The organism is Acidovorax sp. (assembly GCF_021287135.1).
Lineage (GTDB): Bacteria > Pseudomonadota > Gammaproteobacteria > Burkholderiales > Burkholderiaceae_C > Acidovorax.
The window spans coordinates 1-23098 of the sequence record NZ_JAJTBB010000088.1; the positions used below are offsets into that span (position 1 = coordinate 1).

The 23098-nt window shown below is 68.3% G+C and carries 22 protein-coding genes; 14 read left to right on the forward strand and 8 right to left on the reverse strand.

The window, feature by feature from the left end:
- Nucleotides 1-1624, reverse strand: a 1624-nt coding sequence (locus LWW96_RS21515; protein WP_291489912.1) for a methyl-accepting chemotaxis protein, incomplete at its 3' end; no start/stop codon positions are given.
- Between the two features lie 235 nt (nt 1625-1859).
- On the opposite strand from LWW96_RS21515, the gene dacB reads away from it, so the two are divergent.
- The 4 genes from dacB to LWW96_RS21535 all read left to right on the forward strand — a co-directional run bounded on the left by dacB (nt 1860) and on the right by LWW96_RS21535 (nt 6872).
- Entirely contained in the window at nt 1860-3257 is a 1398-nt protein-coding gene (gene dacB / locus LWW96_RS21520; protein WP_291489933.1) for a D-alanyl-D-alanine carboxypeptidase/D-alanyl-D-alanine-endopeptidase, read from the forward strand.
- A gap of 274 nt (nt 3258-3531) precedes the next feature.
- Nucleotides 3532-4830: a lipase family protein gene (locus tag LWW96_RS21525; protein WP_291489913.1), complete on the forward strand. Its 1299-nt coding sequence runs from the start codon at nt 3532-3534 to the stop codon at nt 4828-4830.
- 183 nt (nt 4831-5013) lie between these two features.
- On the forward strand, nt 5014-6159 hold the full coding sequence (locus LWW96_RS21530; RefSeq protein WP_291489914.1) for an SGNH/GDSL hydrolase family protein: 1146 nt from the start codon (nt 5014-5016) through the stop codon (nt 6157-6159).
- A 41-nt stretch (nt 6160-6200) separates the two neighbouring features.
- Complete coding sequence (locus LWW96_RS21535) at nt 6201-6872, forward strand: OmpW family outer membrane protein (protein WP_291489915.1); 672 nt, start codon at nt 6201-6203, stop codon at nt 6870-6872.
- Between the two features lie 70 nt (nt 6873-6942).
- Here LWW96_RS21535 and LWW96_RS21540 read toward each other — a convergent pair whose 3' ends face one another.
- The 4 genes from LWW96_RS21540 to purE form a co-directional block, all read right to left on the reverse strand.
- Complete coding sequence (locus LWW96_RS21540) at nt 6943-7899, reverse strand: SGNH/GDSL hydrolase family protein (protein WP_291489916.1); 957 nt, start codon at nt 7897-7899, stop codon at nt 6943-6945.
- Between the two features lie 249 nt (nt 7900-8148).
- Entirely contained in the window at nt 8149-9165 is a 1017-nt protein-coding gene (locus LWW96_RS21545; protein ID WP_291489917.1) for an L-threonylcarbamoyladenylate synthase, read from the reverse strand.
- Between the two features lie 2 nt (nt 9166-9167).
- Complete coding sequence (locus LWW96_RS21550) at nt 9168-10334, reverse strand: 5-(carboxyamino)imidazole ribonucleotide synthase (protein WP_291489918.1); 1167 nt, start codon at nt 10332-10334, stop codon at nt 9168-9170.
- Nucleotides 10331-10825 carry a 5-(carboxyamino)imidazole ribonucleotide mutase gene (gene purE, locus LWW96_RS21555; RefSeq protein WP_291489919.1) on the reverse strand — a complete coding sequence of 165 codons (495 nt, stop codon included), beginning with the start codon at nt 10823-10825 and terminating at the stop codon, nt 10331-10333. The genes LWW96_RS21550 and purE overlap by 4 nt, the downstream gene beginning before the upstream one ends.
- A 160-nt stretch (nt 10826-10985) precedes the next feature.
- Between purE and trxA the strand changes: the two genes are divergently transcribed.
- On the forward strand, nt 10986-11894 hold the full coding sequence (trxA, locus tag LWW96_RS21560) for a thioredoxin (RefSeq protein ID WP_291489920.1): 909 nt from the start codon (nt 10986-10988) through the stop codon (nt 11892-11894).
- Between the two features lie 75 nt (nt 11895-11969).
- Here the strand turns inward: trxA and LWW96_RS21565 are convergent, their stop codons facing one another.
- Nucleotides 11970-12890: a phosphoribosylaminoimidazolesuccinocarboxamide synthase gene (locus tag LWW96_RS21565; protein WP_291489921.1), complete on the reverse strand. Its 921-nt coding sequence runs from the start codon at nt 12888-12890 to the stop codon at nt 11970-11972.
- 374 nt (nt 12891-13264) lie between these two features.
- Between LWW96_RS21565 and raiA the strand changes: the two genes are divergently transcribed.
- The 3 genes from raiA (at nt 13265) to hprK (ending at nt 15197) form a co-directional block, all read left to right on the forward strand.
- A complete protein-coding gene (raiA, locus tag LWW96_RS21570; protein WP_291489922.1) occupies nt 13265-13600 on the forward strand; it encodes a ribosome-associated translation inhibitor RaiA in 336 nt (111 codons plus the stop codon).
- A gap of 114 nt (nt 13601-13714) precedes the next feature.
- Nucleotides 13715-14182 carry a PTS sugar transporter subunit IIA gene (locus tag LWW96_RS21575; RefSeq protein ID WP_291489923.1) on the forward strand — a complete coding sequence of 156 codons (468 nt, stop codon included), beginning with the start codon at nt 13715-13717 and terminating at the stop codon, nt 14180-14182.
- A 58-nt stretch (nt 14183-14240) separates the two neighbouring features.
- Nucleotides 14241-15197 carry an HPr(Ser) kinase/phosphatase gene (hprK, locus tag LWW96_RS21580; RefSeq protein WP_291489924.1) on the forward strand — a complete coding sequence of 319 codons (957 nt, stop codon included), beginning with the start codon at nt 14241-14243 and terminating at the stop codon, nt 15195-15197.
- 173 nt (nt 15198-15370) lie between these two features.
- Here the strand turns inward: hprK and fur are convergent, their stop codons facing one another.
- Nucleotides 15371-15787: a ferric iron uptake transcriptional regulator gene (gene fur / locus LWW96_RS21585; RefSeq protein ID WP_291489925.1), complete on the reverse strand. Its 417-nt coding sequence runs from the start codon at nt 15785-15787 to the stop codon at nt 15371-15373.
- A gap of 89 nt (nt 15788-15876) precedes the next feature.
- Between fur and LWW96_RS21590 the strand changes: the two genes are divergently transcribed.
- The 6 genes from LWW96_RS21590 to lptE all read left to right on the forward strand — a co-directional run bounded on the left by LWW96_RS21590 (nt 15877) and on the right by lptE (nt 21992).
- Nucleotides 15877-16437 (forward strand): outer membrane protein assembly factor BamE, encoded by a 561-nt coding sequence (locus LWW96_RS21590; protein WP_291489926.1) that lies wholly within the window; start codon nt 15877-15879, stop codon nt 16435-16437.
- An 87-nt stretch (nt 16438-16524) separates the two neighbouring features.
- Entirely contained in the window at nt 16525-17376 is an 852-nt protein-coding gene (dapB, locus tag LWW96_RS21595; RefSeq protein ID WP_291489927.1) for a 4-hydroxy-tetrahydrodipicolinate reductase, read from the forward strand.
- A gap of 133 nt (nt 17377-17509) precedes the next feature.
- The gene (locus LWW96_RS21600) at nt 17510-18205 is read left to right on the forward strand and encodes a MotA/TolQ/ExbB proton channel family protein (protein WP_291489928.1); all 696 of its coding nucleotides are present in this window, start codon (nt 17510-17512) and stop codon (nt 18203-18205) included.
- Nucleotides 18202-18657, forward strand: a complete 456-nt coding sequence (locus tag LWW96_RS21605) for a biopolymer transporter ExbD (RefSeq protein ID WP_291489929.1) — start codon at nt 18202-18204, stop codon at nt 18655-18657. Before LWW96_RS21600 ends, LWW96_RS21605 begins: the two co-directional genes overlap by 4 nt.
- Nucleotides 18658-18770: 113 nt before the next feature.
- The gene (gene leuS / locus LWW96_RS21610; protein ID WP_291489930.1) at nt 18771-21464 is read left to right on the forward strand and encodes a leucine--tRNA ligase; all 2694 of its coding nucleotides are present in this window, start codon (nt 18771-18773) and stop codon (nt 21462-21464) included.
- Between the two features lie 24 nt (nt 21465-21488).
- Nucleotides 21489-21992 (forward strand): LPS assembly lipoprotein LptE, encoded by a 504-nt coding sequence (gene lptE / locus LWW96_RS21615; RefSeq protein WP_291489931.1) that lies wholly within the window; start codon nt 21489-21491, stop codon nt 21990-21992.
- A 252-nt stretch (nt 21993-22244) separates the two neighbouring features.
- On the opposite strand, the gene rocF is transcribed toward lptE, so the two are convergent.
- Nucleotides 22245-23098, reverse strand: an 854-nt coding sequence (gene rocF / locus LWW96_RS21620; protein ID WP_291489932.1) for an arginase, incomplete at its 5' end; no start/stop codon positions are given.

The window sequence follows — 23098 nt, forward strand, 5'->3', positions numbered from 1 at the left end:
CGGCGGGCAGGCCGCGGGGCGCCGCGGAGGCCTGTGCCGGCACGGGGCGCAGGCCGCCGTGGGCCTGCTGCGCGTCGGAAGACAACTTGAACACGGCCACGACCTGCACCAGCTCCTGCGCCTGGTTGCGCAGGCTGCTGGCGGCGGCGGCCATTTCCTCCACCAGGGCGGCATTCTGCTGCGTCGCCTGGTCCATCGACGTGACGGCCTCGCCCACCTGGGCCACGCCGGCGCTTTGTTCGTTGCTGGCTGCGCTGATCTCGCCCATGATGTCGGTGACCCGGCGGATGCTGCTCACCACCTCGTTCATGGTCTCGCCGGCCTTGTCCACCAGCGAGGTGCCCTGCTCCACGCGCTCCACGCTGGCGCTGATCAGGCCCTTGATCTCCTTGGCGGCCTCGGCGCTGCGGCTGGCCAGGCTGCGCACCTCGGACGCCACGACGGCAAAGCCGCGGCCCTGCTCGCCCGCGCGGGCCGCTTCGACGGCCGCGTTCAGCGCCAGGATATTGGTCTGGAAAGCGATGCTGTCGATGACGCTGATGATGTCGCTGATCTTGCGGCTGGCTTCGTTGATGCCCTTCATCGTCTCCACCACTTCGCCCACCACGGCACCGCCCTGCGCGGCGACGTTGGAGGCGGTCAGCGCCAGCTGGTTGGCTTGGCGGGCGTTGTCGGCGTTGTGGCGCACGGCGGAGTTGAGTTGTTCCATGCTGGCCGCCGTTTCCTCGAGCGCGCTGGCCTGGTGCTCGGTGCGTGCGCTCAGGTCGTGGTTGCCCTGCGCAATCTCCGCGCTGGCGTTGGAGACCGATTCCGACCCCCGCCGCACATTGCTGACCACGTTGGCCAGGTTGTCCTGCATGCGCTGCAGGGAGGACATCAGGTGGCCCACTTCATCCTTGCCGTGGACGGGCACCGGGGCCGTGAGGTCGCCTTCGGCCACGCGCTGGGCCAGGTGCGAAGCCTGGGCCAGCGGCACGGTGACGGAGCGCGCCAGGATCCACGAGAACAGGGCGCCCAGCGCCAGGCTCAGCAGGCCCAGCACGACCAGCAGCTGGCGGCTGGACTGCCGGTTTGCCTGGATGGCCTTGCCCAGGGCATCCACCTGGTCGCGCTGATTGCTTTGCAGCTCGTCCATCTTCGCGGCGTACTTGTTGGCGTCGGGAATGAACTGCTTTTCCAGCAGCGTGTTGGCCTCGTCCACCTTGCCTTCCTTCTTGAGGGCAAAGATGGTGTCGCGGTTCTTCAGGTACAGCGTGCGCAGCTCGCCGATTTCACGGAACAGTTTCTTCTCGGAGTCCAGGAACATCAGCGCCTCGACGGCCTTTTGCAGTTCGCCCGAGCTCTTGGAGGAGGCCTTGCTGTCTTCCGCAAAGAAATCCGCCAGGGCCGGGTCGCTGCTGCGGGCCACCGCGGCCGTGCGGGTGATGCCCACGCGCAGGTTGCGCGACCAGTCGCTCACCAGCCGCTCCGTCTTGATGGGGTTCTGCACCATCTCCTCGGTGGCGTCGGCCAGCGTGTTGAGCCGGGAAATGCTCAGCCCGATGACCCCCATCGAAAGCAGCAGGACCAGGGCAAAGCCCAGCGCAAGGCGCTTGGCCACAGAGAGGTGGGTGAGGAAGTTCATGGGGTTGCCTGTCGTGTCGAGAGAGCCGTGACCCCTCCCGGGTGGAAGGGGAAATGTGGCTTAGTGTAAAAGCCTCAAGCGTTTGTGCGGAATCGTGTGGCGTTCATACATCGGCCGTCGCGGCTGGTGGCCCGCCGCGCCGGCTCCGGCGGGGCGAGGTCCCTAGACTCGGGGGATGAACCTGAATTGGTACGCGGTGCGGCGCATCGCAACAAGAACGCTGGGTGCGCTGGCAATGGGTTGCAGCGCGCTGGGGTGGCCGGCCGTTCACGCCCAGACGGGGGCTCCCTTGCCACCCGAAGTGGAGGCCGCGCTGGCCCGCGCGAAGCTGCCCCGCGACGCCCTGAGCGCCGTGGTGGTGGATGCGCAGGGCGGCGGCAAGGCCGTGCCACGGCTGGCCCACCGTGCCTCGGTGCCGATGAACCCCGCTTCGGTGATGAAGCTGGTCACCACCTATGCCGCGCTGGACCAGCTGGGGCCGGCCTATGTATGGAACACCCCGGTCTATCTGCAGGGCACGGTGCAGGACGGCAGCCTGCGCGGCACGGTCTACCTCCAGGGCCTGGGCGATCCCAAGCTCGTCATGGAGCGCCTGTGGCTGCTGATGCGCCGCCTGCAGGGCCAGGGAATCCAGGTGATCGTGGGGGACATCGTGCTCGACCGCACGGCCTTCGACGTGCCGGACCACGATCCCGCCCGCTTCGACGGCGAGCCGCTGCGTCCCTACAACGCGGCGCCGGACGCGCTGCTGCTCAACTACAAGTCCTCGGTCATGACCTTTGTGCCCGACGCCACGGCCGGCCTGGCGCGCATCCAGTACGACCCGCCGCTGGCCGGCGTGCAGCGGCAGGCCACCGTGGCCCTGGCGGCGCCCGGCACGGACTGCGGCGACTGGCGGGCCGCCTTGCGCGCGGAGCTGGCCGACCCCGCGAAGGTGAGTTTCCAGGGGGTGTACCCGGCCGCCTGCGGTGAACGGACCTGGCCCGTGGCCGCGGCGGACCCGCGGGGCTTTGCGGCGCGTGCGGTGGAAGGCATGTGGCGGGAGCTGGGCGGCAAGCTCACGGGCAGCGTGCGCGAGGGCAAGGTGCCCGCCGGCCTCAAGCCGGCCTTCACCGCCGTCTCTCCCACCCTGGCCGAGGTGGTGCGTGACGTGAATAAATACAGCAACAACGTGATGGCGCAGCAGCTGTTCCTGACGCTGGCGCTGCAGAAAAACGGCGTCGGCACCTTTGACGGCGCGCGTGAGGCCCTGCGGCAATGGTGGATGGCCCGCGTGGGCGATGCCGACCCGCCGCAGGCCGACAACGGGGCCGGTCTCAGCCGCGAGGCACGGCTGACCGCCCAGGGCCTGGCACGCATGCTGCAGGTGGCGTGGGCCTCGCCGGTGATGCCGGAGCTGGTGGCGTCGCTGCCCATCAGCGGGGTGGACGGCACGCTGCGCCGCAGCCAGAGCCGCGCCGGCATGGCCCACCTCAAGACCGGCAGCCTGCGCGACGTGATGGCCGTGGCAGGCTACGTGCATGCGGCCAGCGGGCGGCGCTATGTGCTGGTGGCGATGGTCAACCACCCCAACGCAGGCGCGGCGCGGCCGGTGCTGGACGCCCTCACCGACTGGGCCGCGCGCGACCAGTGAATCATGCGCATCGCTCCGGCCCCTTGTGCGGCCGGGCCCTTGCGCTCCATTCCATGCGCTGGCGCTGGCCGGCACCCTCCTGGGCATGAAGCTGGTCTATAGCACGCGCGGCCGGCGGCGCTGACCAGGCCCCGCAGCCGCCGCTTCCGTGGCGGCCGGGCGTGCTGTCACCTGGGTGTCTTGGCGCGGCGGCGGTGCGCGTTATCCCCTATGGATGGTGCAGCGCAGGTGCGCGCACGATGCGTCACCGTTTTCTGGACACAAGGATGCTCCCATGACGTATTTGCGCCTTTCCTGCGTGGCCGCCGCGGCGGTGTTGCTGGTCGCCTGCGGCGGCTCGGACGACCCGGCCCGGGGTGCGCTGATCGATCCCCCCGCCGTGGTGGCGACGCTGACGGCCGCGCAGATCGATGCAGGCACGGCCAGCAGCGGCCTGCAACCGCTGAGCGGCAAGGCCAAGTGCGATGTGAAGGTGGTGGCGCTGAACTACGCCACGGTGGGCGCCCGGGCGGGCGAAAGCACCAATGCCTCGGGCGTGATGCTGGTGCCTGCGGGGGCCTGCTCAGCGGCCGCGCCGCTGGTGGCCTATGCCAAGGGCACCGACGTGCAGAAGCCCCGCACCCTGGCCAACCCGCAGGACAACGAGACCTTCCTGCTGGCCGCCATGTACGCGGCCCAGGGGTATGCGGTGGTCGCCACCGATTACCTGGGCTTCGCCAAGTCCGGCTACAGCTTCCATCCCTACCTGCATGCCGACTCCGAGGCCACTTCGGTGATCGATTCGGTGCGGGCCGCGCGCAATGCAGCCGGCGCGGTGGGCGCCAGCCTGTCGGGCAAGGTCATGTTCACCGGCTATTCGCAAGGGGGCCATTCCTCGATGGCAGCGCAGCGCGCCGCGGAGCGCGACTACGGATCGGAGTTCAACGTGGTGGCGGGGGCGCACCTGGCGGGCCCGTACAACCTGTCCGGCTCGCTGCGCATTCCCGATGCCATTGCCGGCGTGCAGTTCTTTGTGCCCTACCTGGTGACCGCATGGCAGAAGGTCTATGGCACCGTCTACTCGGATGTGAAGCAGGTCTTCAAGGCACCGTACTCGGGCTACATCGAGAACCTGCTGCCCCACCCGACCATGACCTACACCACGCTGGTCACGTCGGGCACCCTGCCGGGCGGCACCCCCAACCAGGCGCGGGATGCGCTGTTCCAGAGCGACTTCATCACCGGCTCACAGACCAGCACCACCCACCCGCTGTACCTGGCGGCCCAGAAGAACGACCTGCTGGGTTGGAGCCCCAAGGCGCGGGTGCTGCTGTGCGGCGGCGCGGGCGATCCCACCGTGCCGCCGGCCGTCCACCAGAAGGTCATGAAGGCCGACTTCGACAGCCGCGGCCTGGCCCATGTCACCTCGGTGGACGTGGACCCCGCCATCCAGGCCACCTTCGGCCCTGGCGGCAAGGCACCCACGGACCCCCAGTCCGCGGAGTTCGCGGCCTACTACGCCGCCTACCACGGCACCTACGAGCCCCCGTTCTGCCACGCGCAGGCGCGCGCAGTGTTCGACACGGTCAAGTAGCCAGGCGGCGGGCGCAAGCCTGGGACGCCAAGCCGACCTGCGGGTCGGCTTTTTTGTGGGCGTTTGTAACGGGCGGTGCCGGCTCGGTAGTTTCCCGGGCGGGCAGCCGAGGGGCTTCAGCGTAGCATGGAAATGCGAAAAAAGCACGGTCGTTCGTTTTTTTGCTTCCACCTGGAGAATCCCTTGAATACACAACAATGCAAAGCCTCCCTGTCGGCCCTGGTCGCGGCCTGCCTGCTGGCCGCCTGCGGCGGCGGCGGTTCGGACACCACCCCCGCGGCGTCGGTCACCTCGGTCAAAGTGGCGGGCGACAGCCTGGCCGATAGCGGGACCTTCGGCTACAAGTTCACCGTCCAGGGCACCGCCGCCACTGGCGAGGGCTCCACGCCCATCTGGCCCGAGCGCGTGGCCACGAGCTACGGCCAGCCGCTGTGCGCCTACTACCGGTTCAATGGCTCGGCCTTCGGCGCCAACGCGGCGTGCACCAACTACGCCGTGGGCGGCGGGCGCATCAACAACGCCACCGCACCCACTTCGCCGGTCTCCATCACCCAGCAGCTCAAGGACATGGGTGCGCGCGGCTACAGCGCCAGCGACCTGGTGCTGGTCGACGGCGGCGGCAACGACGCGGCCGACCTCATCGGCGCCTACCTGCGGGCCTCCAGCGACAACGGCCAGACGTATGCAGCGCTGCTGGGCAGCCTGCTGCCGCCCGCCACCGTGAGCGCGGCCCTGGCCGGCGGGGCCAGTGGCATGGCGCAGGTGGGCGGCGCGTACATGCAGGCCCTGGCAAAGAACTTTGCCGACACCATCAAGGCCAACACCATCGCGAAGAACGCGCCGCGGGTGGCCGTGCTCAACGCCCCCGGCATCACCCTCACGCCACGCTTTCGCCTGGTGCTGGCGTCCGTGAGCGCCGCGCGCGGCGCGGCCGCGGCGGCGCAGCTCGAGGCCTTGTTCGACGGCTGGATCCAGGCCTACAACGCCCAGCTGGCAACCAGCCTGGCGGGTGACAACCGCATCGCGGTCGTGGACTTCTACGCGTCCTTCAAGGACCAGGTGAACAACCCTGCGCAGTACCAGCTCTCCAACGCCACCACACCGGCGTGCCCCGCCACGGGCGTGGGCGCGGATGGCCTGCCGACCTACAACTTCCCCACCTGCACCGCCACGGCCCTGTCGGCCATGACGCCGCCCGCCGGCGCGACGGGTGGTGCGGACTGGTGGAAGAGCTATGGCTTTGCCGACAGCTTCCATCCGACGCCCTACGGGCACCAGCTGATGGGCCAGCTCGTGTCGCGCTCGCTGTCCCGTGCGGGCTGGCTGTGAGCCACCACCGCGCTGCATTGCATCCCCACCAGGAGTACTTCATGCACCAATTTTCCAAGGCAGGTCTCGCGGCGGCAGCGCTGCTGCTGGGCGCAGGCGCCATGGCGCAGGTCGCCGGCACGTTGAGCGCCCGCGCAGGCTTCACCCACATTGCGCCGCAGGTGGACAGCGGCAACCTCAGCGCCCCGGCGTTCCCCCACACCACGGTGGATGTGGATGCCGCCACGTCGCTGTCGGGCGGCATCAACTATATGGTGACCGATCACTGGGCGGTGGACGTGCCGCTGGCCCTGCCGTTCAAGCACGACATCGTGGGAGACGGTGCGATTGCCGGTGTTGGCAAGTTGGGCGAAACCAAGGTGCTGCCCTTCACGGTGTTCGCCCAGTACCGCTTCGGCGAGCCGGAAGCGCGGTTCCGTCCGTATGTGGGCGTGGGCGTGACCTATAGCCGGTTCTTCAAGAACCGCACCACGGCCACGCTCAGCGGCCTGACGGGCGGCACCCCGAGCCACCCCACCACGGCGTCCATCGACAACAAGTGGGGCATTACCCCCCAGATCGGCTTCGTGTGGAAGATCAACGACCGCTGGTTCATCGATGCGGCCTACTACAAGAGCTTCCTCAAGACCACCACCCACCTGTCGTCCGGCCAGTCGATCACCACGCGCCTGAACCCCAATGTGATCGCCGTAGGCGTGGGCTACCAGTTCTGACGGCCGGCGCGATCCATGCAAAAAGGCCGCCCGAAGGGGCGGCCTTTTTTTGCGTGCGGGGGTGCAGGGCTTACCAGCGCGCGCGCAGGCGGTCGTACGCGTAGGTGCCGAACTGGCGCTGTGCGGACGGGGTCAGGTACACCGGGTCGGCAAAGACGTAGGAGGTCTGGCTGGCGCCCGGCAGCAGCGTCGACGGCGTGCACAGGGCCGAATTGACCTGGCCCGCGCCGATGCCGATGCCATTGGCCGCGTCCACCGAGGTGCACACCGCCGCGGTGGAGTTGTTGAAGCCGTAGTTGGCGGGCACGCTGGTGTACAGGTTCACGTAGTAGGCGGAATCCACGTACAGCACGTTGCCACCCAGGTCCACGATGCCCACGAGCAGGCCTTCGTTGAAGCGGGCGCTGGCATCGGCGAGCAGCGCTTCGCGGCCGATGGTCTTGGCCCAAGGGGTCTTGCTCAGGTCGTAGGTGCCGGTGACCACTACGTACTTGGCGCCGGCCGCGACCAGGCGGCGCACCTGCGCGGCAAAGTCCTCGCCCGCCTGGCGGGCCGCAGCCACCATGGCCGCTTCGGTCTGGGTGCCGCCTTGCACGGCCGCCATGCCGGCAATCACATCGCTGATGCCGCCGCTCAGGAACACGACGTCCTTGCCCCCGAACGTGCCGCCGCCCGCCAGAAAGGTGTCGATCTGCTCGGTGATCGTGGGCGTTGCGGCGTTGCCGGTGGCGTCAGGCTTGAGCTTGACGCGTGCATTGCCCACGGCATAGCTCGTGCCGCCGGCCGAAGCCGCTGCCAGCGGCTTGCCGTAGTTGGCGGCCACCTGCAGAGTCCAGTTGTTCACGCTGCCGTCGTTGACGGTATAGCGCGTGCCCTTTTGCCCCACGTCGGTGTGGGCATCGCCAAACGCGATGAAGCGCTCGGGCGTGATGGCCGATTCGGTGGTGCTCGAACCACAAGCCGCGAGCAACGCGGCCGATGCAACTGCGGCGACCAGGGCGGTGCGGCGCATCCAATTAGCTGCCATGTATTTCTCCAGAAAAGGTGGCGGGTAGTTTAGCGGCGCCACGTCAACGCATGTAAAGCGGCCGGCCAGTGCAGGCCCGCCAAGTTCGACGCAGCGGTCGCACTGGCACGATCCCAGGCCAGCGGCCGCCGCGCAAGGGCCGCCCTGATGCGGATGCGGCGCCCTGCTTGCGTGCGCCGGCGGCGTCCCCCTGCCCGCAGAGCGCAGCTCTGCGAGAGCGGGGGAAGGCGCGCAGCGCCTCTGGGGGGCTCAAGATGCAGCCGCACGCTGCAAGCGGTCGCGCACGCCCTCCCATTCGGGCGCGGCGGGCGGGGTTTCGATCCAGATCAGCTTCACGCCGTCGTCGTCAAAGCCGCGCAGCACGGCAAACAGCTGCTGGGCGGTGGCGGCGGCGTCGTCGGGCATGCGGCGCATGACCAATTGGGACGATTTCGTGCGCAGCGCGGCGCGCGCGTACACCGCGATGTGCGCCGCCTCGGCGCCCAGCAGGTCCAGGCCGGTCTGCAACGCCTTGGCGTCCATCAGGCGCACCTTGGCGGCGGGGGCATAGTGCGACTCCAGCGTGCCCGAGGCGCGGGGCGTGTGGTCGGGCAACTCGTCCTTCGACAGGGGCGCCAAGCCGCAGGCCTGCGCAATCTGCGCGCGCGTGACGGCGCCGGGGCGCAGCAGCACGGGCACGCCGCGCGTGCAGTCCACGATGGTGCTCTCGATGCCCACCTGGCAGGGGCCGCCGTCCAGCACCAGCACATCGGTGCCCAGCTCGTCCTGCACATGCTGCGCGGTGGTCGGGCTCACGCGGCCAAAGCGGTTGGCGCTGGGCGCGGCCACGCCCCACACGGGCGGGCCGCCGGCCTCGGGCCCATCGCCTGGCGCGGCGCAGGCCACCAGCAGGGCATGCGCGACGGGGTGGGCCGGGCAGCGCAGGCCTACGCTGTCCTGCCCGCCGGTGGCCGCGGTCGCCACACCGGCCAGGCGCGGCAGGATCACGGTGAGCGGGCCGGGCCAGAAGGCGTCCACCAGCTTTTGCGCAAACGCGGGCACCTCGCGGGCGAAGTGCGCAATGCCCTCAGCATTGGCCACGTGCACGATCAGCGGGTGGTCGCTGGGCCGGCCCTTGGCCGCGAAGATCTGCGCCACGGCCGCGTCGCTGCTGGCGTTGGCTGCCAGGCCGTACACCGTTTCGGTGGGCAGGCCGAGCAAGGCGCCGCTCCGCACCGCACGGGCCGCGGCGGCGATGGCCTGGGGGTCGTTGCCGTCGAGGACCATGGTCAGAACGCGGCGATGCCGAGCCGTTCGGCAGCCTGCAGCGCCGTGGCGCGCGCGGCCTCGGGCGTGGGGCCGGTCACGTTCAGGTGGCCCATCTTGCGGCCGCGCTTGGCGTCGCGCTTGCCGTACAGGTGCAGGTGCGTGCCGGGCAGGGCCAGTACCTGGGCCCAGGGTGGCGTCTGCGCGGCATCGCCGTGGGCAAACCACAGGTCGCCCAGCAGGTTGAGCATGACGGCCGGGCTGTGCTGGCGCGGCTGCGTGAGCGGCAGGCGGGCCAGGGTGCGCACCTGCAGCTCGAACTGCGAGACGTCGCACGCGTTCTGGCTGTAGTGGCCGCTGTTGTGCGGACGCGGCGCGATCTCGTTGACCACCAGGCTGCCGTCCTGCAGCACAAAGAATTCCACGCACAGCACGCCCACGTACTGCAGGCCTTCTGCTACAGATTTTGCAGCTGCTACCGCTTGTGCAGCAAGCGCTGGAGGCAGATTTTTTTCATATACCTCCGTCACGGCCAGGATGCCGTCCCGGTGCAGGTTGCGCTGCACGGGCAGGTGCACCATGGCGCCATCGTGGCCCCGCGCCACGATCACGGAGCATTCGAGCGCCAGCGGCAGCATCTTCTCCAGCACGCAGGGCACGCGGCCGACGGACTCCCAGGCGGCGGCCAGCTCGGCGGCGGTCTTCACGCGCACCTGGCCCTTGCCGTCATAGCCCATGCGGGCGGTTTTCAAGATGCCCGGCAGCAAGTCAGAGGAGGTGGCTGCCAGCTGCGCTTCGGTCTCGATGACGGCATACGGCGCGCACGGCACGCCGCAGGCCACGAAGTGCGCCTTTTCGCGAGCGCGGTCCTGCGCCACCGACACCGCGCCGGCCGCGGGTGACACGGGCCGTTGTGCCGCCAATGCGGCCAGCGCGGCGGCCGGCACGTTCTCGAACTCGGTGGTCACCGCGTCGGCCACACGCGCCAGTTCGGCCAGGCCGGCCGGGTCTTCGTAGGCGGTGCGGATGTGGTGGTGGCTCACCAGCCCGGCGGGGCTGTCGGGGTCGGCGTCCAGCACGGCGGTGAAGTAGCCCATGGCCTGGGCCTGGTGCACGAACATGCGGCCCAGCTGGCCGCCGCCCAGCACGCCCAGGGTAGAACCCGGCAGGATTGGCTGGCTAAAAGTCATGCGGAGGGCGGCAGGGTCATGTTGCGCGCCGCCTCGGTCTGCTCGGCGCGGAAGGCTGTGAGGCGCTGGCGCAGTTCGGGGCTCTCATTGGCCAGCAGCGCCACGGCAAACAGGGCCGCGTTGGCTGCGCCCGCCGTGCCAATGGCAAACGTGGCCACCGGGATGCCCTTGGGCATCTGCACGATGGAGTGCAGCGAATCCACGCCCTGCAGGTGGCGGCTGGCCACCGGCACGCCCAGCACGGGCACGGGAGTCTTGGCGGCGATCATGCCCGGCAGGTGGGCGGCACCGCCCGCGCCCGCGATGATGGCCTTCAGGCCCCGGCCGGCAGCGGCCTCGGCGTAGGCGAACATGTCGTCGGGCATGCGGTGGGCCGAGACCACGCGGGCTTCGTGGCCAATGCCGAACTGCTCAAGAATCTGCACTGCATGCTGCATGGTCTCCCAGTCGCTGCTGGAGCCCATGACCACGCCGATCTGGATGGTTTTCATGGTGGTTGCGGGTGCGCGGCAACGGGGGCGCCCGCTGCACGGCTGTAGGTGGAACCCGCGATTTTACTTTTTGCGCCCCGCGGCACGGCGCCAGCGTGCCGCCATGGGCCAAAATAGCGCCGACCCACAGTTGCACCGTTGGCTTCGGCCCCGACCCATCATGATTGACGTCACCGTAGAAAATTTTGAAACCGAGGTGATTGCCGCCTCGATGAACGTGCCCGCGCTGGTGGACTTCTGGGCGCCGTGGTGCGGCCCCTGCAAGTCGCTGGGCCCGGTGCTGGAGAAGCTGGAAACCGAGTACGCCGGGCGCTTCAAGCTGGCCAAGATCGATTCGGACCAGGAGCAGCAGATTGCCGGCATGTTCGGCATCCGCAGCATTCCCACCTGCGTGCTGATGATGAATGGCCAGCCGGTGGACGGCTTCATGGGCGCGCTGCCCGAGGGGCAGGTGCGGGCCTTCCTCGACAAGCATGTGCCCACCGCCGAGGAAATGGTGGCCGAGGCCGAGGAGGAAGAGGCCCTGGAAGCCCTGGCCGATGGCGACACCGACACCGCGCTGGAGAAGCTGCAGCACGCCGTGGTCACCGACCCGGCCAATGACGACGCGCGCTTCGACTACGTCAAGCTCCTGCTCCAGCTGGGCCGGGACGACGACGCCAAGGTGGCGTTCGCCCCGGTGATCGCCAAGGCCGGCACCTCGCGCAAGCTGGGTGCCTTGAAGGCGTGGATGGATGCTATTGATTTTGTAGCTGCTAGCGCTTATGGGGAGAGCGTTGGAGCCGAATTTGATGCCAAAATTGCCGCCAACAAGCGCGACTTTGACACCCGCTACGCCAAGGCCCGCTGGCTGCTGGCCCGCCAGCGCTGGACGGACGCCATGGACGAGCTGCTGGAGATCCTCATGCGCGACAAGGGCTGGAGCGACGAAGCCGCACGCAAGACCTATGTGGCCATCCTGGAAATCATCGAGCCGCCCAAGGTGAAGGTGGCCGACGGCCAGATTCCGCCGGATGATCCGGTGGTGGCCACGTACCGGCGCCGGCTGTCGAGTGTGGTGCTGAGCTAGGCGGCCCGCACCGTCCAAGAACAAAGGCCCTGAACGGGCCTTTGTTGTTTGTTTCTACAGGGTCTGCCGCGAGGATCAGGCCGTCAACCGCTCCAGCGCCTCGCGGTACTTGGCGGCGGTTTTTTCGATCACCTCGCGCGGCAGGCGCGGTGCGGGCGCGGTCTTGTCCCAGGGCTTGCCGTTGACCTGCGCCTGCTCCAGCCAGTCGCGCACGAACTGCTTGTCGTAGCTGGGCGGGTTCTGGCCGGCGGCCAGCGCGGCCTGGTAGCCCTCCACAGGCCAGTAGCGCGAGCTGTCGGGTGTGAGCACCTCGTCCATCAGCACCAGCGTGCCGTCGGGCGCCAGGCCGAACTCGAATTTCGTGTCGGCAATGATCATGCCCTTGGTGAGCGCGATCTCGGCCGCCGCCTTGTAGATGGCGATGCTCAGGTCGCGGATGCGCGTGGCCAGGTCGGCGCCGATCATCTCCACCGTGCGCTCGAAAGTGATGTTCTCGTCGTGCTCGCCCACAGCGGCCTTGGCGGCGGGCGTGTAGATGGGCTCGGGCAGCTTGGCCGCGTTGGTCAGGCCCGCGGGCAGGGGCACGCCGCACACGGAGCGGCTTTCCTGGTATTCCTTCCAGCCGCTGCCGGCCAGGTAGCCGCGCACCACGGCCTCCACCGGAATGGGCTTGAGGCGCCGGACCAGCATGGAACGGCCGCGCACCTGGGCCACCTCGTCGGGCTGCACCACGCTCTCGGGGGCCTCGCCCGTCAGGTGGTTGGGGCAGATGTGGCCCAGCTTGTCGAACCAGAACAGCGCCATCTGCGTGAGCAGCTCGCCCTTGCCGGGGATGGGCTCGCCCATGATCACGTCGAAGGCCGAGAGGCGGTCGCTGGCCACCATGAGGATGCGGTCGTCACCCACCGCGTAGTTGTCCCGCACTTTGCCGCGGGCCAGCAGGGGCAGCGAAGTCAGGGCAGAGGTGTGCAGGGCGTGGGAGCTGGGCTGGTTCATGGTGTGGTCGGGTCGGTTTTGCGCCGGCAAGGGGCCGCGGGGCGGCGGGCCGATGGCGGCGGGGACAGGCGTGCGGGGGATGGGGGTCGATCAGGCGGCAAGCGCGCAACCCGGCAATTTTACGCGGAGGCCGGCGCGGACCCGCGCGGCGCGCGCCCTGGGTGGGGCGGGCCAACTCGCTCATTGTGCGCGGTTTTAGGGCGCTTGGCACCCCGCCGGCCAAAACCCAGCAGGCCGGGGCGGAATGGGATTGCATTTCGGGGGAGCCCGGCGCATAGTGACTTCACGTCAACGGGATGCATCCAAGTTCGCCGGGCCGCCCTCTGACCCAGGGTGGCGTTTCTTCCACAGAGCGTGTTACAGGAGACTTATTTATGAACTTGACGATCAGCGGTCACCACCTCGAAGTTACCCCCGCCCTGCGCAGCTACGTGACCACCAAGCTGGACCGGATCACCCGCCATTTCGACCAAGTGGTCGACGTCAAGGTCCTGCTCACGGTAGAAAAGCAAAAGGAAAAGGAAAAGAGACAGCGAGCGGAATGCAACATCCACGTCAAGGGAAGCGACCTGTTTGCGGAAAGCTCCCATTCCGACCTGTATGCGGCCGTGGACGAGTTGGTCGACAAGATGGATCGCCAGGTCGTGCGCCACAAGGACCGTTTGCAGGACCACCACCACGACGCTGCCAAGCGCGAACTGCACGCCTGATGCGCCAGCCCTGAGCCTGGCCACCGCAGCCGCCCCCACCGGGCGGTTTTTTTGTGGCCTGCCGCGCGGCACTCAGGGTTTTCGCCGACATGTGCATAATTGTTACCCTTGACCATGAACCGACTCGCCTCCATCCTGCCCCCTGCTCAAGTGCTCGTGAGCGTGGACGCCACCAGCAAGAAGCGTGCTTTTGAAGAAGCGGGTCTGCTGTTCGAGAGCCAGCACGGCCTCTCGCGGGCATTGATCACCGACAGCCTGTTCGCGCGTGAGCGCCTGGGCTCGACGGGCCTGGGCCACGGCGTGGCCATTCCGCACGGGCGCATCAAGGGCCTGAAGGCACCCATGGCCGCCGTGTTCCAGCTGCTGCATCCCATCGGGTTCGATGCGCCGGACGAAGCACCGGTCGGGCTGCTGATCTTTCTGCTGGTGCCCGAAGCGGCCACGCAAAAACACCTTGAAATCCTGTCCGAAATCGCCGAGCTGCTCAGCGATTCGGCCCTGCGCGAAAAGCTCAAGGCCTGCACCGACGCGCAGGAGCTGCACGGCATGATCGCCGGCTGGCAGTCCACCCAGGCCGCCTGAGCCTTTTCCTGAGCCTTCCCCCGGTACCGCCTCCCGCGCGACGTTCCGCCAGCCTGCCGTGAAACCCAACGTTGTCAGCGCCGATGTCCTGTTCGAGGAATTCCGCGGCCTCCTGAAATGGGAATGGGTCGCCGGCCTCGGAGCGTCCGAGCGGCGTTTTGACGAGGTGGCCGTGCGCTCGGCCCGCTCCGGCGCCGATCTGGTGGGCTACCTCAACTACATCCACCCCTACCGCGTCCAGATCCTGGGCGAGCGCGAGATCGCGTACCTGGGCACAGCCTCTGCAGAAGACTGCAAGCGGCGCATCTCCCGCATCGTGACGCTGGAGCCGCCGGTGCTGGTGCTGGCCGACAACCAGACCGCGCCGGACGAGCTGGTGTCGATGTGCGAGCGGGCCCAGATCCCGATGTTCTCCACCCACGAGTCGTCGGCCTTTGTCATCGACGTGCTGCGTGCCTACCTGTCCAAGCACTTTGCCGACCGCACCACCATGCACGGCGTGTTCATGGACATCCTGGGGCTGGGTGTGCTCATCACGGGCGAGTCGGGCCTGGGCAAGAGCGAGCTGGGCCTGGAGCTGATCTCGCGCGGCAACGGCCTGGTGGCCGATGACGCGGTCGACTTCTACCGCATCAACCAGACCACCATCGAGGGCAAATGCCCCGAGCTGCTGCAAAACCTGCTGGAGGTGCGCGGTATCGGCCTGCTGGACATCCGCGCCATCTTTGGCGAGACGGCCGTGCGCCGCAAGATGCGGCTCAAGCTCATCGTCCACCTGGTCCGCAAGGAAACGCTGGAGCGTGAATACGAACGCCTGCCCTACGAGCCGCTCACCCAGGATGTGCTGGGCGTGCCCGTGCTCAAGGTGGTGATCCAGGTGGTGGCCGGCCGCAACATCGCCGTGCTGGTCGAAGCCGCCGTGCGCAACACCATCCTGCAGCTGCGCGGCATCGACACCTACCAGGAATTCGTGGAGCGCCACCGCCGCGCCATGGAGCGTGACACGGGCGGCTGATGCTACGTATTTGATAGCTGCTAGCGCTTGGTGGACAAGCGCTGGAGCTGTTTTTTATCAAAATCCGGTAAAACTGGGCGCTGCCCAGCCCCGTGCACCCGTGGAACCGGCTTTGCCGGGCCACCGGGTGCGTCCCCCTCTGGGGGGAAGGCGCCGAAGGCGACCCAGGGGGGTTACTTTCCAGCGCAGGAAGCGCACTGCCCGTACAGCGCCATCGTATGGTCCTGCACCACCCAGCCCTTGGCCTTGGCCACGGCGTGTTGGCGCTTTTCGATCTCGGGGTCGTAGAACTCCTCCACCTTGCCGCACGATGTGCAGATGAAGTGGTCGTGGTGCTGCCCTTCATTGAGTTCGTAGATGGCCTTGCCGCTCTCGAAGTTGCTGCGGATCAGGATGCCGGCCTGCTCGAACTGCGTGAGCACCCGGTACACCGTGGCCAGGCCGATGTCCGAACGTTCCTCCAGCAGCACGCGGAACACGTCTTCAGCCGTCATGTGGCGCTGTCCGCCTTTCTGGAAGATCTCCAGAATTTTCAGGCGGGGCAGCGTGGCCTTGAGACCCGTGCTTTTGAGTTCGTCAATGTTCGTCATGGCATGCTCTTTCCGGTTGCGTGGGGCCGTTCTCCTGGCAAAAGGCCTGCCGCTACAATGGGGCGATCATATCCTCAGCCCTTTTACCCATGCCCGTCAAAGCCCGTTGCAGCGCCCGCCTGGGCCTGGTCCTTTTGGCCGGTGCCGGCTTGGCTGCCCTGGCCGGCTGCAGCAGCCTGGATGGAGCCAGCACCCGCATCGCCAGCATCGTCACGCCCTACAAGGTCGACGTGGTGCAAGGCAACTTCGTGTCGCGCGAGCAGGTCGAGGCCCTGCAGCCCGGCATGAGCCGGCAGCAGGTGCGCGAAATCCTGGGAACCCCGCTCGTCACCAGCCTGTTCCATGCAGACCGGTGGGAATACGTGTTCACCCTCAAGCGCCCTGGCGAGGATGCACAGACGCGCAAGCTGACCGTGTATTTCAAGGGGGACGCGCTGGAGCGCTCCGAAGGCGACCCCATGCCCACGGAGACCGAGTTCGTGGCCACCCTGGGAACCCGCGGCGCCAAGGGCAAGGTCCCGGTGCTGGAGGCGACGCCCGAGCAACTGGCCCGCTACCCCGCATCGCCCCGCCCGACGACGCCGCCCACTGCGGCGCCGCTGGAGCCCGCGTCGGTGAGCTACCCGCCGCTGGAATCGCCCGCGCGCTGAGCCAGTCCTTCAGCGGCCGGCCGCTGAAGGACGCAGGTGGTTGGCACAGGCTGACCGGATCCACCCCCTACCCACCACAGGAATCTCATGACAGGGACACTTCCGCCCGCCGCTCCCCGCGCCTACACCCCCGAGAACCCTTGCCGCGTGGCCGTTGCCGGCGCATCCGGCCGCATGGGCCGGATGCTGATCGAGGCGCTGCGCGCCGCGGACGACTGCATCCTGGCGGGCGCGCTGGACGTGCCGGCCAGCCCGGCCATCGGCTCGGATGCCACGGCCTTCCTGGGCCACGCCAGCGGAGTGGCCATCACGGCCGATGTGGCTGCGGGCCTGAAGAATGCCGAGGTGCTCATCGACTTCACGCGCCCCGAGGGGACGCTGGCCCATCTGGCGGTGTGCGCCGACCTGGGCGTGAAGGCCGTGGTGGGCACCACCGGCTTTTCCGAGGAGCAGAAGGTCGACATCGCGGCACTGGCGCGGCGCACGGCCATCGTCATGGCCCCCAACATGAGCGTGGGCGTGAACGTCACGCTCAAGCTGCTGGAGATGGCTGCCAAGGCCCTGGCCACCGGCTATGACATCGAGATCATCGAGGCCCACCACCGCCACAAGGTGGATGCCCCCTCGGGCACCGCGCTCAAGATGGGCGAGGTGATTGCCCAGGCGATGGGCCGCGACCTCAAGGAGTGCGCCGTGTATGCCCGCGAAGGCGTGACCGGCGAGCGCGACCCGTCCAGCATCGGCTTTGCCACCATCCGGGGCGGCGACATCGTGGGCGACCACACCGTGCTGTTTGCCGGCGTGGGCGAGCGCATCGAGATCTCGCACAAGTCGTCCAACCGTGCCGGCTACGCCCAGGGCAGCCTGCGCGCCGTGCGGTTCCTGGCGCAGCACAAGACGGGCATGTTCGACATGTTCGACGTGCTGGGCTTGAAGTGAAGCGCCCCCTGAGATGCTTCGCATCTGCCCCCTCCTGGGGACGCCACCCCTGGCCTGGCAAAGCCGGCTCCACGGTGGGTCGGATTTCGGCAGCACCCGTAGCGGGCCACGCGCCAGGTAGCAGGAGGGCTTGATGGACGCGCTTCACTGGTGGCGCCAGGGCGATGCGGTCACCCAGGGCGCGGCCCTGGTCCTGCTGGCCATGTCGGTGGCCAGCTGGGTGGTCATCCTCTGGAAGCTGTGGCTCATGCGCCGCGCCAACGCCGACGTGGCGCGCAGCACGGCGGCGTTCTGGCAGGCGCCGTCGCTGGAGCTGGCCGTACAGCGGCTGCAGTCCTTTGACCGCTCGGCGCTGGTCCTGCCCCTGGTGGGCGCGGCAAACGCGGTGGCCCAGGATGGCCAGCACGGCACGCTGGCCGGTGCCGGCAGCCTGTCGCAGCGGCTGACCCGCGTGCTGCGCGACGCCCTGCACGGGGTGCTGGGCCGGCTGCAATTCGGCCAGGTGCTGCTGGCCACGGTGGGTTCCACGGCCCCCTTCGTCGGGCTGCTGGGCACCGTGTGGGGCATCTACCATGCGCTGACGGCCATGGCCGGCGCCGGCCAGATCACCATCGACCGCGTCGCGGGTCCGGTGGGCGAGGCCTTGGTGATGACGGCCGCCGGGCTGGCCGTGGCGCTTCCCGCCGTGCTGGCGTACAACGTGTTCGGCCGCCTGGTGGGCCGCATCGAGGCCGATCTGGAAGGCTTTGCACGCGACCTGCGCGAATTGCTCATCGACACCGCCTCCGCCCCGGCGCAGGCCGCCAGCACGCACGGAGCGCGGCCATGAGCTTTGGCCGGCTGGAACGCACTTCCGGGCCCCAGCCCATGAGCGACATCAACATGACGCCGCTGGTGGACGTGATGCTGGTGCTGGTGGTGATCTTCATCCTGACCGCGCCGCTCATGGCCAGCTCCATCCGGCTGGAGCTGCCGCGCACGCAGGGCGCCACGCCGGCCGGGGCCCCTCAATCGGTGACCGTGGTGATCAATGCCGCCGGCCAGGCCTTCGTGCAGGACGAGCCGCTGTCCCAGGCGGCGCTGGCCGAGCGCCTGCGCCGCATCGGCACCGAGCGCCCCGACACCGAAATCCAGCTGCGCGCCGATGCCGCCGTGCCATACGGCCGTGTGGTCGAGGTCATGGGGGCAGCGCACCTCGCGGGCTTGCAGCGCATCGGCTTCGTGGCCGAGCCGCAGGACGCAGCCGCAAAGCCAGCCACCGCCGCCGCGCCCACGCGCTGACGCGGCCGCGCAGTATCCCGGCGCGGCGTGCGCTGCCGCGGTATTCCAGGCGCAGCGTCGCCTAAAATCTGCGCAGCGCGGCCCGCAGCTGCCCACTTCCCATCCCCCTGCCCATGCAAGACAAATACTCTCCCCAAGACGTCGAGCGCGCCGCGCACGACCACTGGACCGCACGCGACGCCTACCGCGTGACGGAAGACGCCAACAAGAAGAAGTTCTACGCCTGCTCCATGCTGCCGTACCCCAGCGGCAAGCTGCACATGGGCCATGTGCGCAACTACACCATCAACGACATGCTCACGCGCTACCTGCGCATGAACGGCTACAACGTGTTGATGCCCATGGGCTGGGACGCCTTCGGCCTGCCGGCCGAGAACGCCGCGCTGAAAAACGGCGTGCCGCCGGCCAAGTGGACGTACGAAAACATCGCGTACATGAAGAAGCAGATGCAGGCCATGGGCCTGGCCATCGACTGGAGCCGCGAGGTGGCCACCTGCGACCCCGAGTACTACCAGTGGAACCAGTGGCTGTTCCTCAAGATGCTGGAAAAGGGCATTGCCTACCGCAAGACCCAGATCGTGAACTGGGACCCGGTGGACCAGACCGTGCTGGCCAACGAGCAGGTGATCGACGGCCGCGGCTGGCGCACCGGCGCGCTGGTGGAAAAGCGCGAGATCCCGGGCTACTACCTCAAGATCACTGACTACGCCGAGGAACTGCTGGGCTTTGTGACCGGCGACCAGCTCCCCGGCTGGCCTGAGCGCGTGAAGCTGATGCAGGAAAACTGGATCGGCAAGAGCGAAGGCGTGCGCTTTGCCTTCACGCACGACATTGCGGGGGACGATGGTGCGCTGATCGGCGACGGCAAGATGTACGTCTTCACCACCCGCGCCGACACCGTCATGGGCGTGACGTTCTGCGCCGTGGCGCCCGAGCACCCGCTGGCCGCCCACGCCGCCAAGGGCAACCCGGCACTCGCAGCCTTCATTGAAGAATGCAAGACCGGCGGCACCACCGAGGCCGAACTGGCCACGCAAGAGAAGAAGGGCATGGCCACGGGCCTGACCGTCACGCACCCGCTCACCGACGAAAAGGTGCAGGTCTGGGTGGGCAACTATGTGCTCATGGGCTACGGCGACGGCGCCGTGATGGGCGTGCCCGCGCACGACGAGCGCGACTTTGCCTTTGCCCTCAAGTACGGCATTGAGATCAAGCAGGTGGTGCTGGTGGACGGCGAGACGTTCAACTACCACCAGTGGCAGGACTGGTACGGCGACAAGCAGCGCGGCGTGACCATCAACTCCGACAGCTTCAGCGGCCTCTCCTACAAGGACGCCGTGAACGCCGTGGCCCACGCGCTGCAGCAAAAGGGCCTGGGCGAGAAAAAGACCACCTGGCGCCTGCGCGACTGGGGCATCAGCCGCCAGCGCTACTGGGGCACGCCGATCCCCATCATCCACTGCGAAGAGCACGGTGCCGTGCCCGTCCCCGAAAAAGACCTGCCCGTGGTGCTGCCGCAAGACTGCATCCCCGACGGCTCGGGCAACCCGCTGCACAAGCATGAGGGCTTCCACGCGGGCGTGACCTGCCCCGTGTGCGGCAAGCCTGCCCGCCGCGAGACGGACACCATGGACACCTTCGTGGACAGCTCGTGGTACTTCATGCGGTATTGCGACCCCAAGAACGCCGAAGCGATGGTGGCGGGCGGTGCTGACTACTGGATGCCGATGGACCAGTACATCGGCGGCATCGAACACGCCATCCTGCACCTGCTGTACGCGCGCTTCTGGACCAAGGTCATGCGCGACCTGGGCCTCGTGAAGGTGGACGAGCCCTTCACCAAGCTGCTCACGCAGGGCATGGTGCTCAACCACATCTACAGCCGCCGCACCGCCAAGGGTGGCAAGGACTACTTCTGGCCGCACGACGTGGAGCATGTGCTGGACGAAGGCGGCAAGATCATCGGCGCCAAGCTGAAGAACGAAGCCGCCAGTGGCGACGGCCTGCTGCCCGTGGGCACGCCCATCGACTACGAAGGCGTGGGCACCATGTCCAAGTCCAAGAACAACGGCGTGGACCCGCAGGACCTGATCGAGAAGTACGGCGCCGACACCGCTCGCCTGTACACCATGTTCACGGCCCCGCCCGAGGCCACGCTGGAGTGGAACGACGCCGCCGTGGAAGGCAGCTACCGGTTCCTGCGCCGCGTGTGGAACTTCGGCGTCAAGCTGGCTGCTATGGATATGGAAGCGGCCCGCGCAAGCGTGGCAAGCGCTAGCAGCCTGAAAGATGTGGAATTCGGCAAAGAGGCCAAGGCCTTGCGCCTGGAGATCCACACCGTGCTCAAGCAGGTGGACTACGACTACCAGCGCATGCAGTACAACACCGTGGTCTCCGGTGCGATGAAGATGATCAATGCGCTGGAGGACTTCAAGGCCACCGACTCGGCTGGCGCCCAGGTCGCGCTGATCGAAGGCTTCGGCATCCTGCTGCGCTGCCTGTACCCCGCCACGCCCCACATCGCCCACAGCCTGTGGCAAGGCCTGGGCTACGCCGGCGAGCTGGGCGACCTGCTGGACACGCCCTGGCCGCAGCCCGACGCGAGCGCGCTGGTGCAGGACGAGATCGAACTGATGCTGCAGGTCAACGGCAAGCTGCGCGGCTCCATCCATGTGCCCGCGCAGGCCGACAAGGCCGCCATCGAACGCATCGCGCTGGCCAGCGAAGCCTTCACCACGCACGCCGCGGGGGCCGCGCCCAAGCGCGTGATCGTGGTGCCCGGCCGCCTGGTCAACGTCGTTGTCTGACCCTCAACCCACGGAGTGAAGACGATGCGCAAACGCACGCTGCTGCTGACCCTGGCCCCGGCCGCCCTGCTGGCCGCCTGCGGCTTTCGCCTGCGCGGCGTGCCCGAGTTCGGCTTTGAAACGCTGTACATCGCGGCCCCCACGACCTCGGCCCTGGCCCGGGAACTGCAGCGCACGCTGGAGGGCTCCGGCGGCAAGCTGCAGGTGCTGCGCGATCCCGCGTCGCTGCCCCAGGCACAGGCCATTCTCGATCTGCTGCAAGAGCAGCCGGAGCGCGTGGTGGTCGGCCTCAACGCTTCAGGGCAGGTGCGCGAACTGCAGCTGCGGCTGCGCATCCGCTTCAAGCTGCGCACGCTCGAAGGCACCGAGCTGATCCCCGAAACCGAACTGCTGCAGCAGCGCGACATCAGCTACAACGAAACCATCGCACTGGCCAAGGAGGCTGAAGAAGCGCTACTCTACCGCGACATGCGGACCGACCTGGTGCAGCAGCTCATGCGGCGGCTGGCCGCGGCCAAGCGCTCCTAAAGCGCCTTGGATGGACGCCTCCAGGAGAGCAAGGTCTGGCGGCGCGAGGCTTCGACAGGCCCAGCCCGAACGGGGACGGAGGACGGCGCGCGTGCATTCGGATGCATGACGCCTGTCCGTAAAAACTGGCGCGATCTAAGGCCAGTGCAGCCGCGCAAGGGCCGCCCCGCCGCGCTGGCTGCGTCCCCCTTCCCGAATCGCGCAGCGATTCGAGAGAAGGGGGAAGGCGCGCAGCGCCTCAGGGGGATCGCCTCATACCGATCGCCGCATCAGCGTGCTCTTGCCAAACAGCGATTCCACCAAATCCACCGCCAGCTCGGCCGTGCGGTTGCGCACGTCCAGCGCGGGGTTCACCTCCACGATGTCCAGCGACGCCAGGCGGCCGCTGTCGGCAATCATCTCCATGCACAGCTGGGCCTCGCGGTAGGTCGGCCCGCCGGGCACCAGCGTGCCCACGCCGGGGGCGATGTCGGGGTCCAGAAAATCCACGTCGAAGCTCACGTGCAGATGGGTGTGCTCGTCCACCCCGGCCAGCGCCTGCAGCATGGTCTGGCGCATGCCGACCTCGTCGATGTAGCGCATGTCGAACACCTCCAGCCCCTGCTCGTGCACAAAGCGCTTCTCGCCGGGGTCCACGCTGCGGATGCCGATCTCGCGGATTTGCGAAGGGTGCAGCGCCGGCCCGCCGCCGGGCATGCCGCCCAGGTGCGTCAGCTCCCGCGGCCCGAAGCCGCACAGGCACGCGACCGGCATGCCGTGCACATTGCCGCTGGGCGTGAGCGCGCTGGTGTTGAAGTCGGCATGCGCGTCCAGCCACAGCACGCGCAGTGGCTTGCCTGCTTCGGCGCAGTGGCGTGCCACGGCGCTGATGCTGCCCAGGCCCAGGCAGTGGTCGCCCCCCATCAGGATGGGCAGGTGGCCGCGCTGCAGCTCGGCATACACGGCGTCGAACACGCGCTGGTTCCACGCCACCACCTCCTGCAGGTGGCGGTATCCCTGCTCGGGGGGCTGCCAGGGGTTGGTGGGGCCGCTCAGGTTGCCGCGGTCGACCACCGTAAGGCCGTGGCTCTCCAGCGCGGGCTGCAGGCCCGCCACCCGCAGCGCCT

Coding starts and splice junctions, on each gene's coding strand:
- trxA (WP_291489920.1), top strand. CDS start 10,986: ATGATTGACGTCACCGTAGAAAATTTTGAAACCGAGGTGATTGCCGCC.
- LWW96_RS21525 (WP_291489913.1), top strand. CDS start 3,532: ATGACGTATTTGCGCCTTTCCTGCGTGGCCGCCGCGGCGGTGTTGCTG.
- LWW96_RS21545 (WP_291489917.1), bottom strand. CDS start 9,165: ATGGTCCTCGACGGCAACGACCCCCAGGCCATCGCCGCCGCGGCCCGT.
- raiA (WP_291489922.1), top strand. CDS start 13,265: ATGAACTTGACGATCAGCGGTCACCACCTCGAAGTTACCCCCGCCCTG.
- LWW96_RS21600 (WP_291489928.1), top strand. CDS start 17,510: ATGGACGCGCTTCACTGGTGGCGCCAGGGCGATGCGGTCACCCAGGGC.
- fur (WP_291489925.1), bottom strand. CDS start 15,787: ATGACGAACATTGACGAACTCAAAAGCACGGGTCTCAAGGCCACGCTG.
- LWW96_RS21550 (WP_291489918.1), bottom strand. CDS start 10,334: ATGACTTTTAGCCAGCCAATCCTGCCGGGTTCTACCCTGGGCGTGCTG.
- LWW96_RS21535 (WP_291489915.1), top strand. CDS start 6,201: ATGCACCAATTTTCCAAGGCAGGTCTCGCGGCGGCAGCGCTGCTGCTG.
- LWW96_RS21540 (WP_291489916.1), bottom strand. CDS start 7,899: ATGGCAGCTAATTGGATGCGCCGCACCGCCCTGGTCGCCGCAGTTGCA.
- LWW96_RS21575 (WP_291489923.1), top strand. CDS start 13,715: ATGAACCGACTCGCCTCCATCCTGCCCCCTGCTCAAGTGCTCGTGAGC.
- dacB (WP_291489933.1), top strand. CDS start 1,860: ATGGGTTGCAGCGCGCTGGGGTGGCCGGCCGTTCACGCCCAGACGGGG.
- purE (WP_291489919.1), bottom strand. CDS start 10,825: ATGAAAACCATCCAGATCGGCGTGGTCATGGGCTCCAGCAGCGACTGG.
- leuS (WP_291489930.1), top strand. CDS start 18,771: ATGCAAGACAAATACTCTCCCCAAGACGTCGAGCGCGCCGCGCACGAC.
- lptE (WP_291489931.1), top strand. CDS start 21,489: ATGCGCAAACGCACGCTGCTGCTGACCCTGGCCCCGGCCGCCCTGCTG.
- LWW96_RS21590 (WP_291489926.1), top strand. CDS start 15,877: ATGCCCGTCAAAGCCCGTTGCAGCGCCCGCCTGGGCCTGGTCCTTTTG.
- LWW96_RS21605 (WP_291489929.1), top strand. CDS start 18,202: ATGAGCTTTGGCCGGCTGGAACGCACTTCCGGGCCCCAGCCCATGAGC.
- dapB (WP_291489927.1), top strand. CDS start 16,525: ATGACAGGGACACTTCCGCCCGCCGCTCCCCGCGCCTACACCCCCGAG.
- LWW96_RS21565 (WP_291489921.1), bottom strand. CDS start 12,890: ATGAACCAGCCCAGCTCCCACGCCCTGCACACCTCTGCCCTGACTTCG.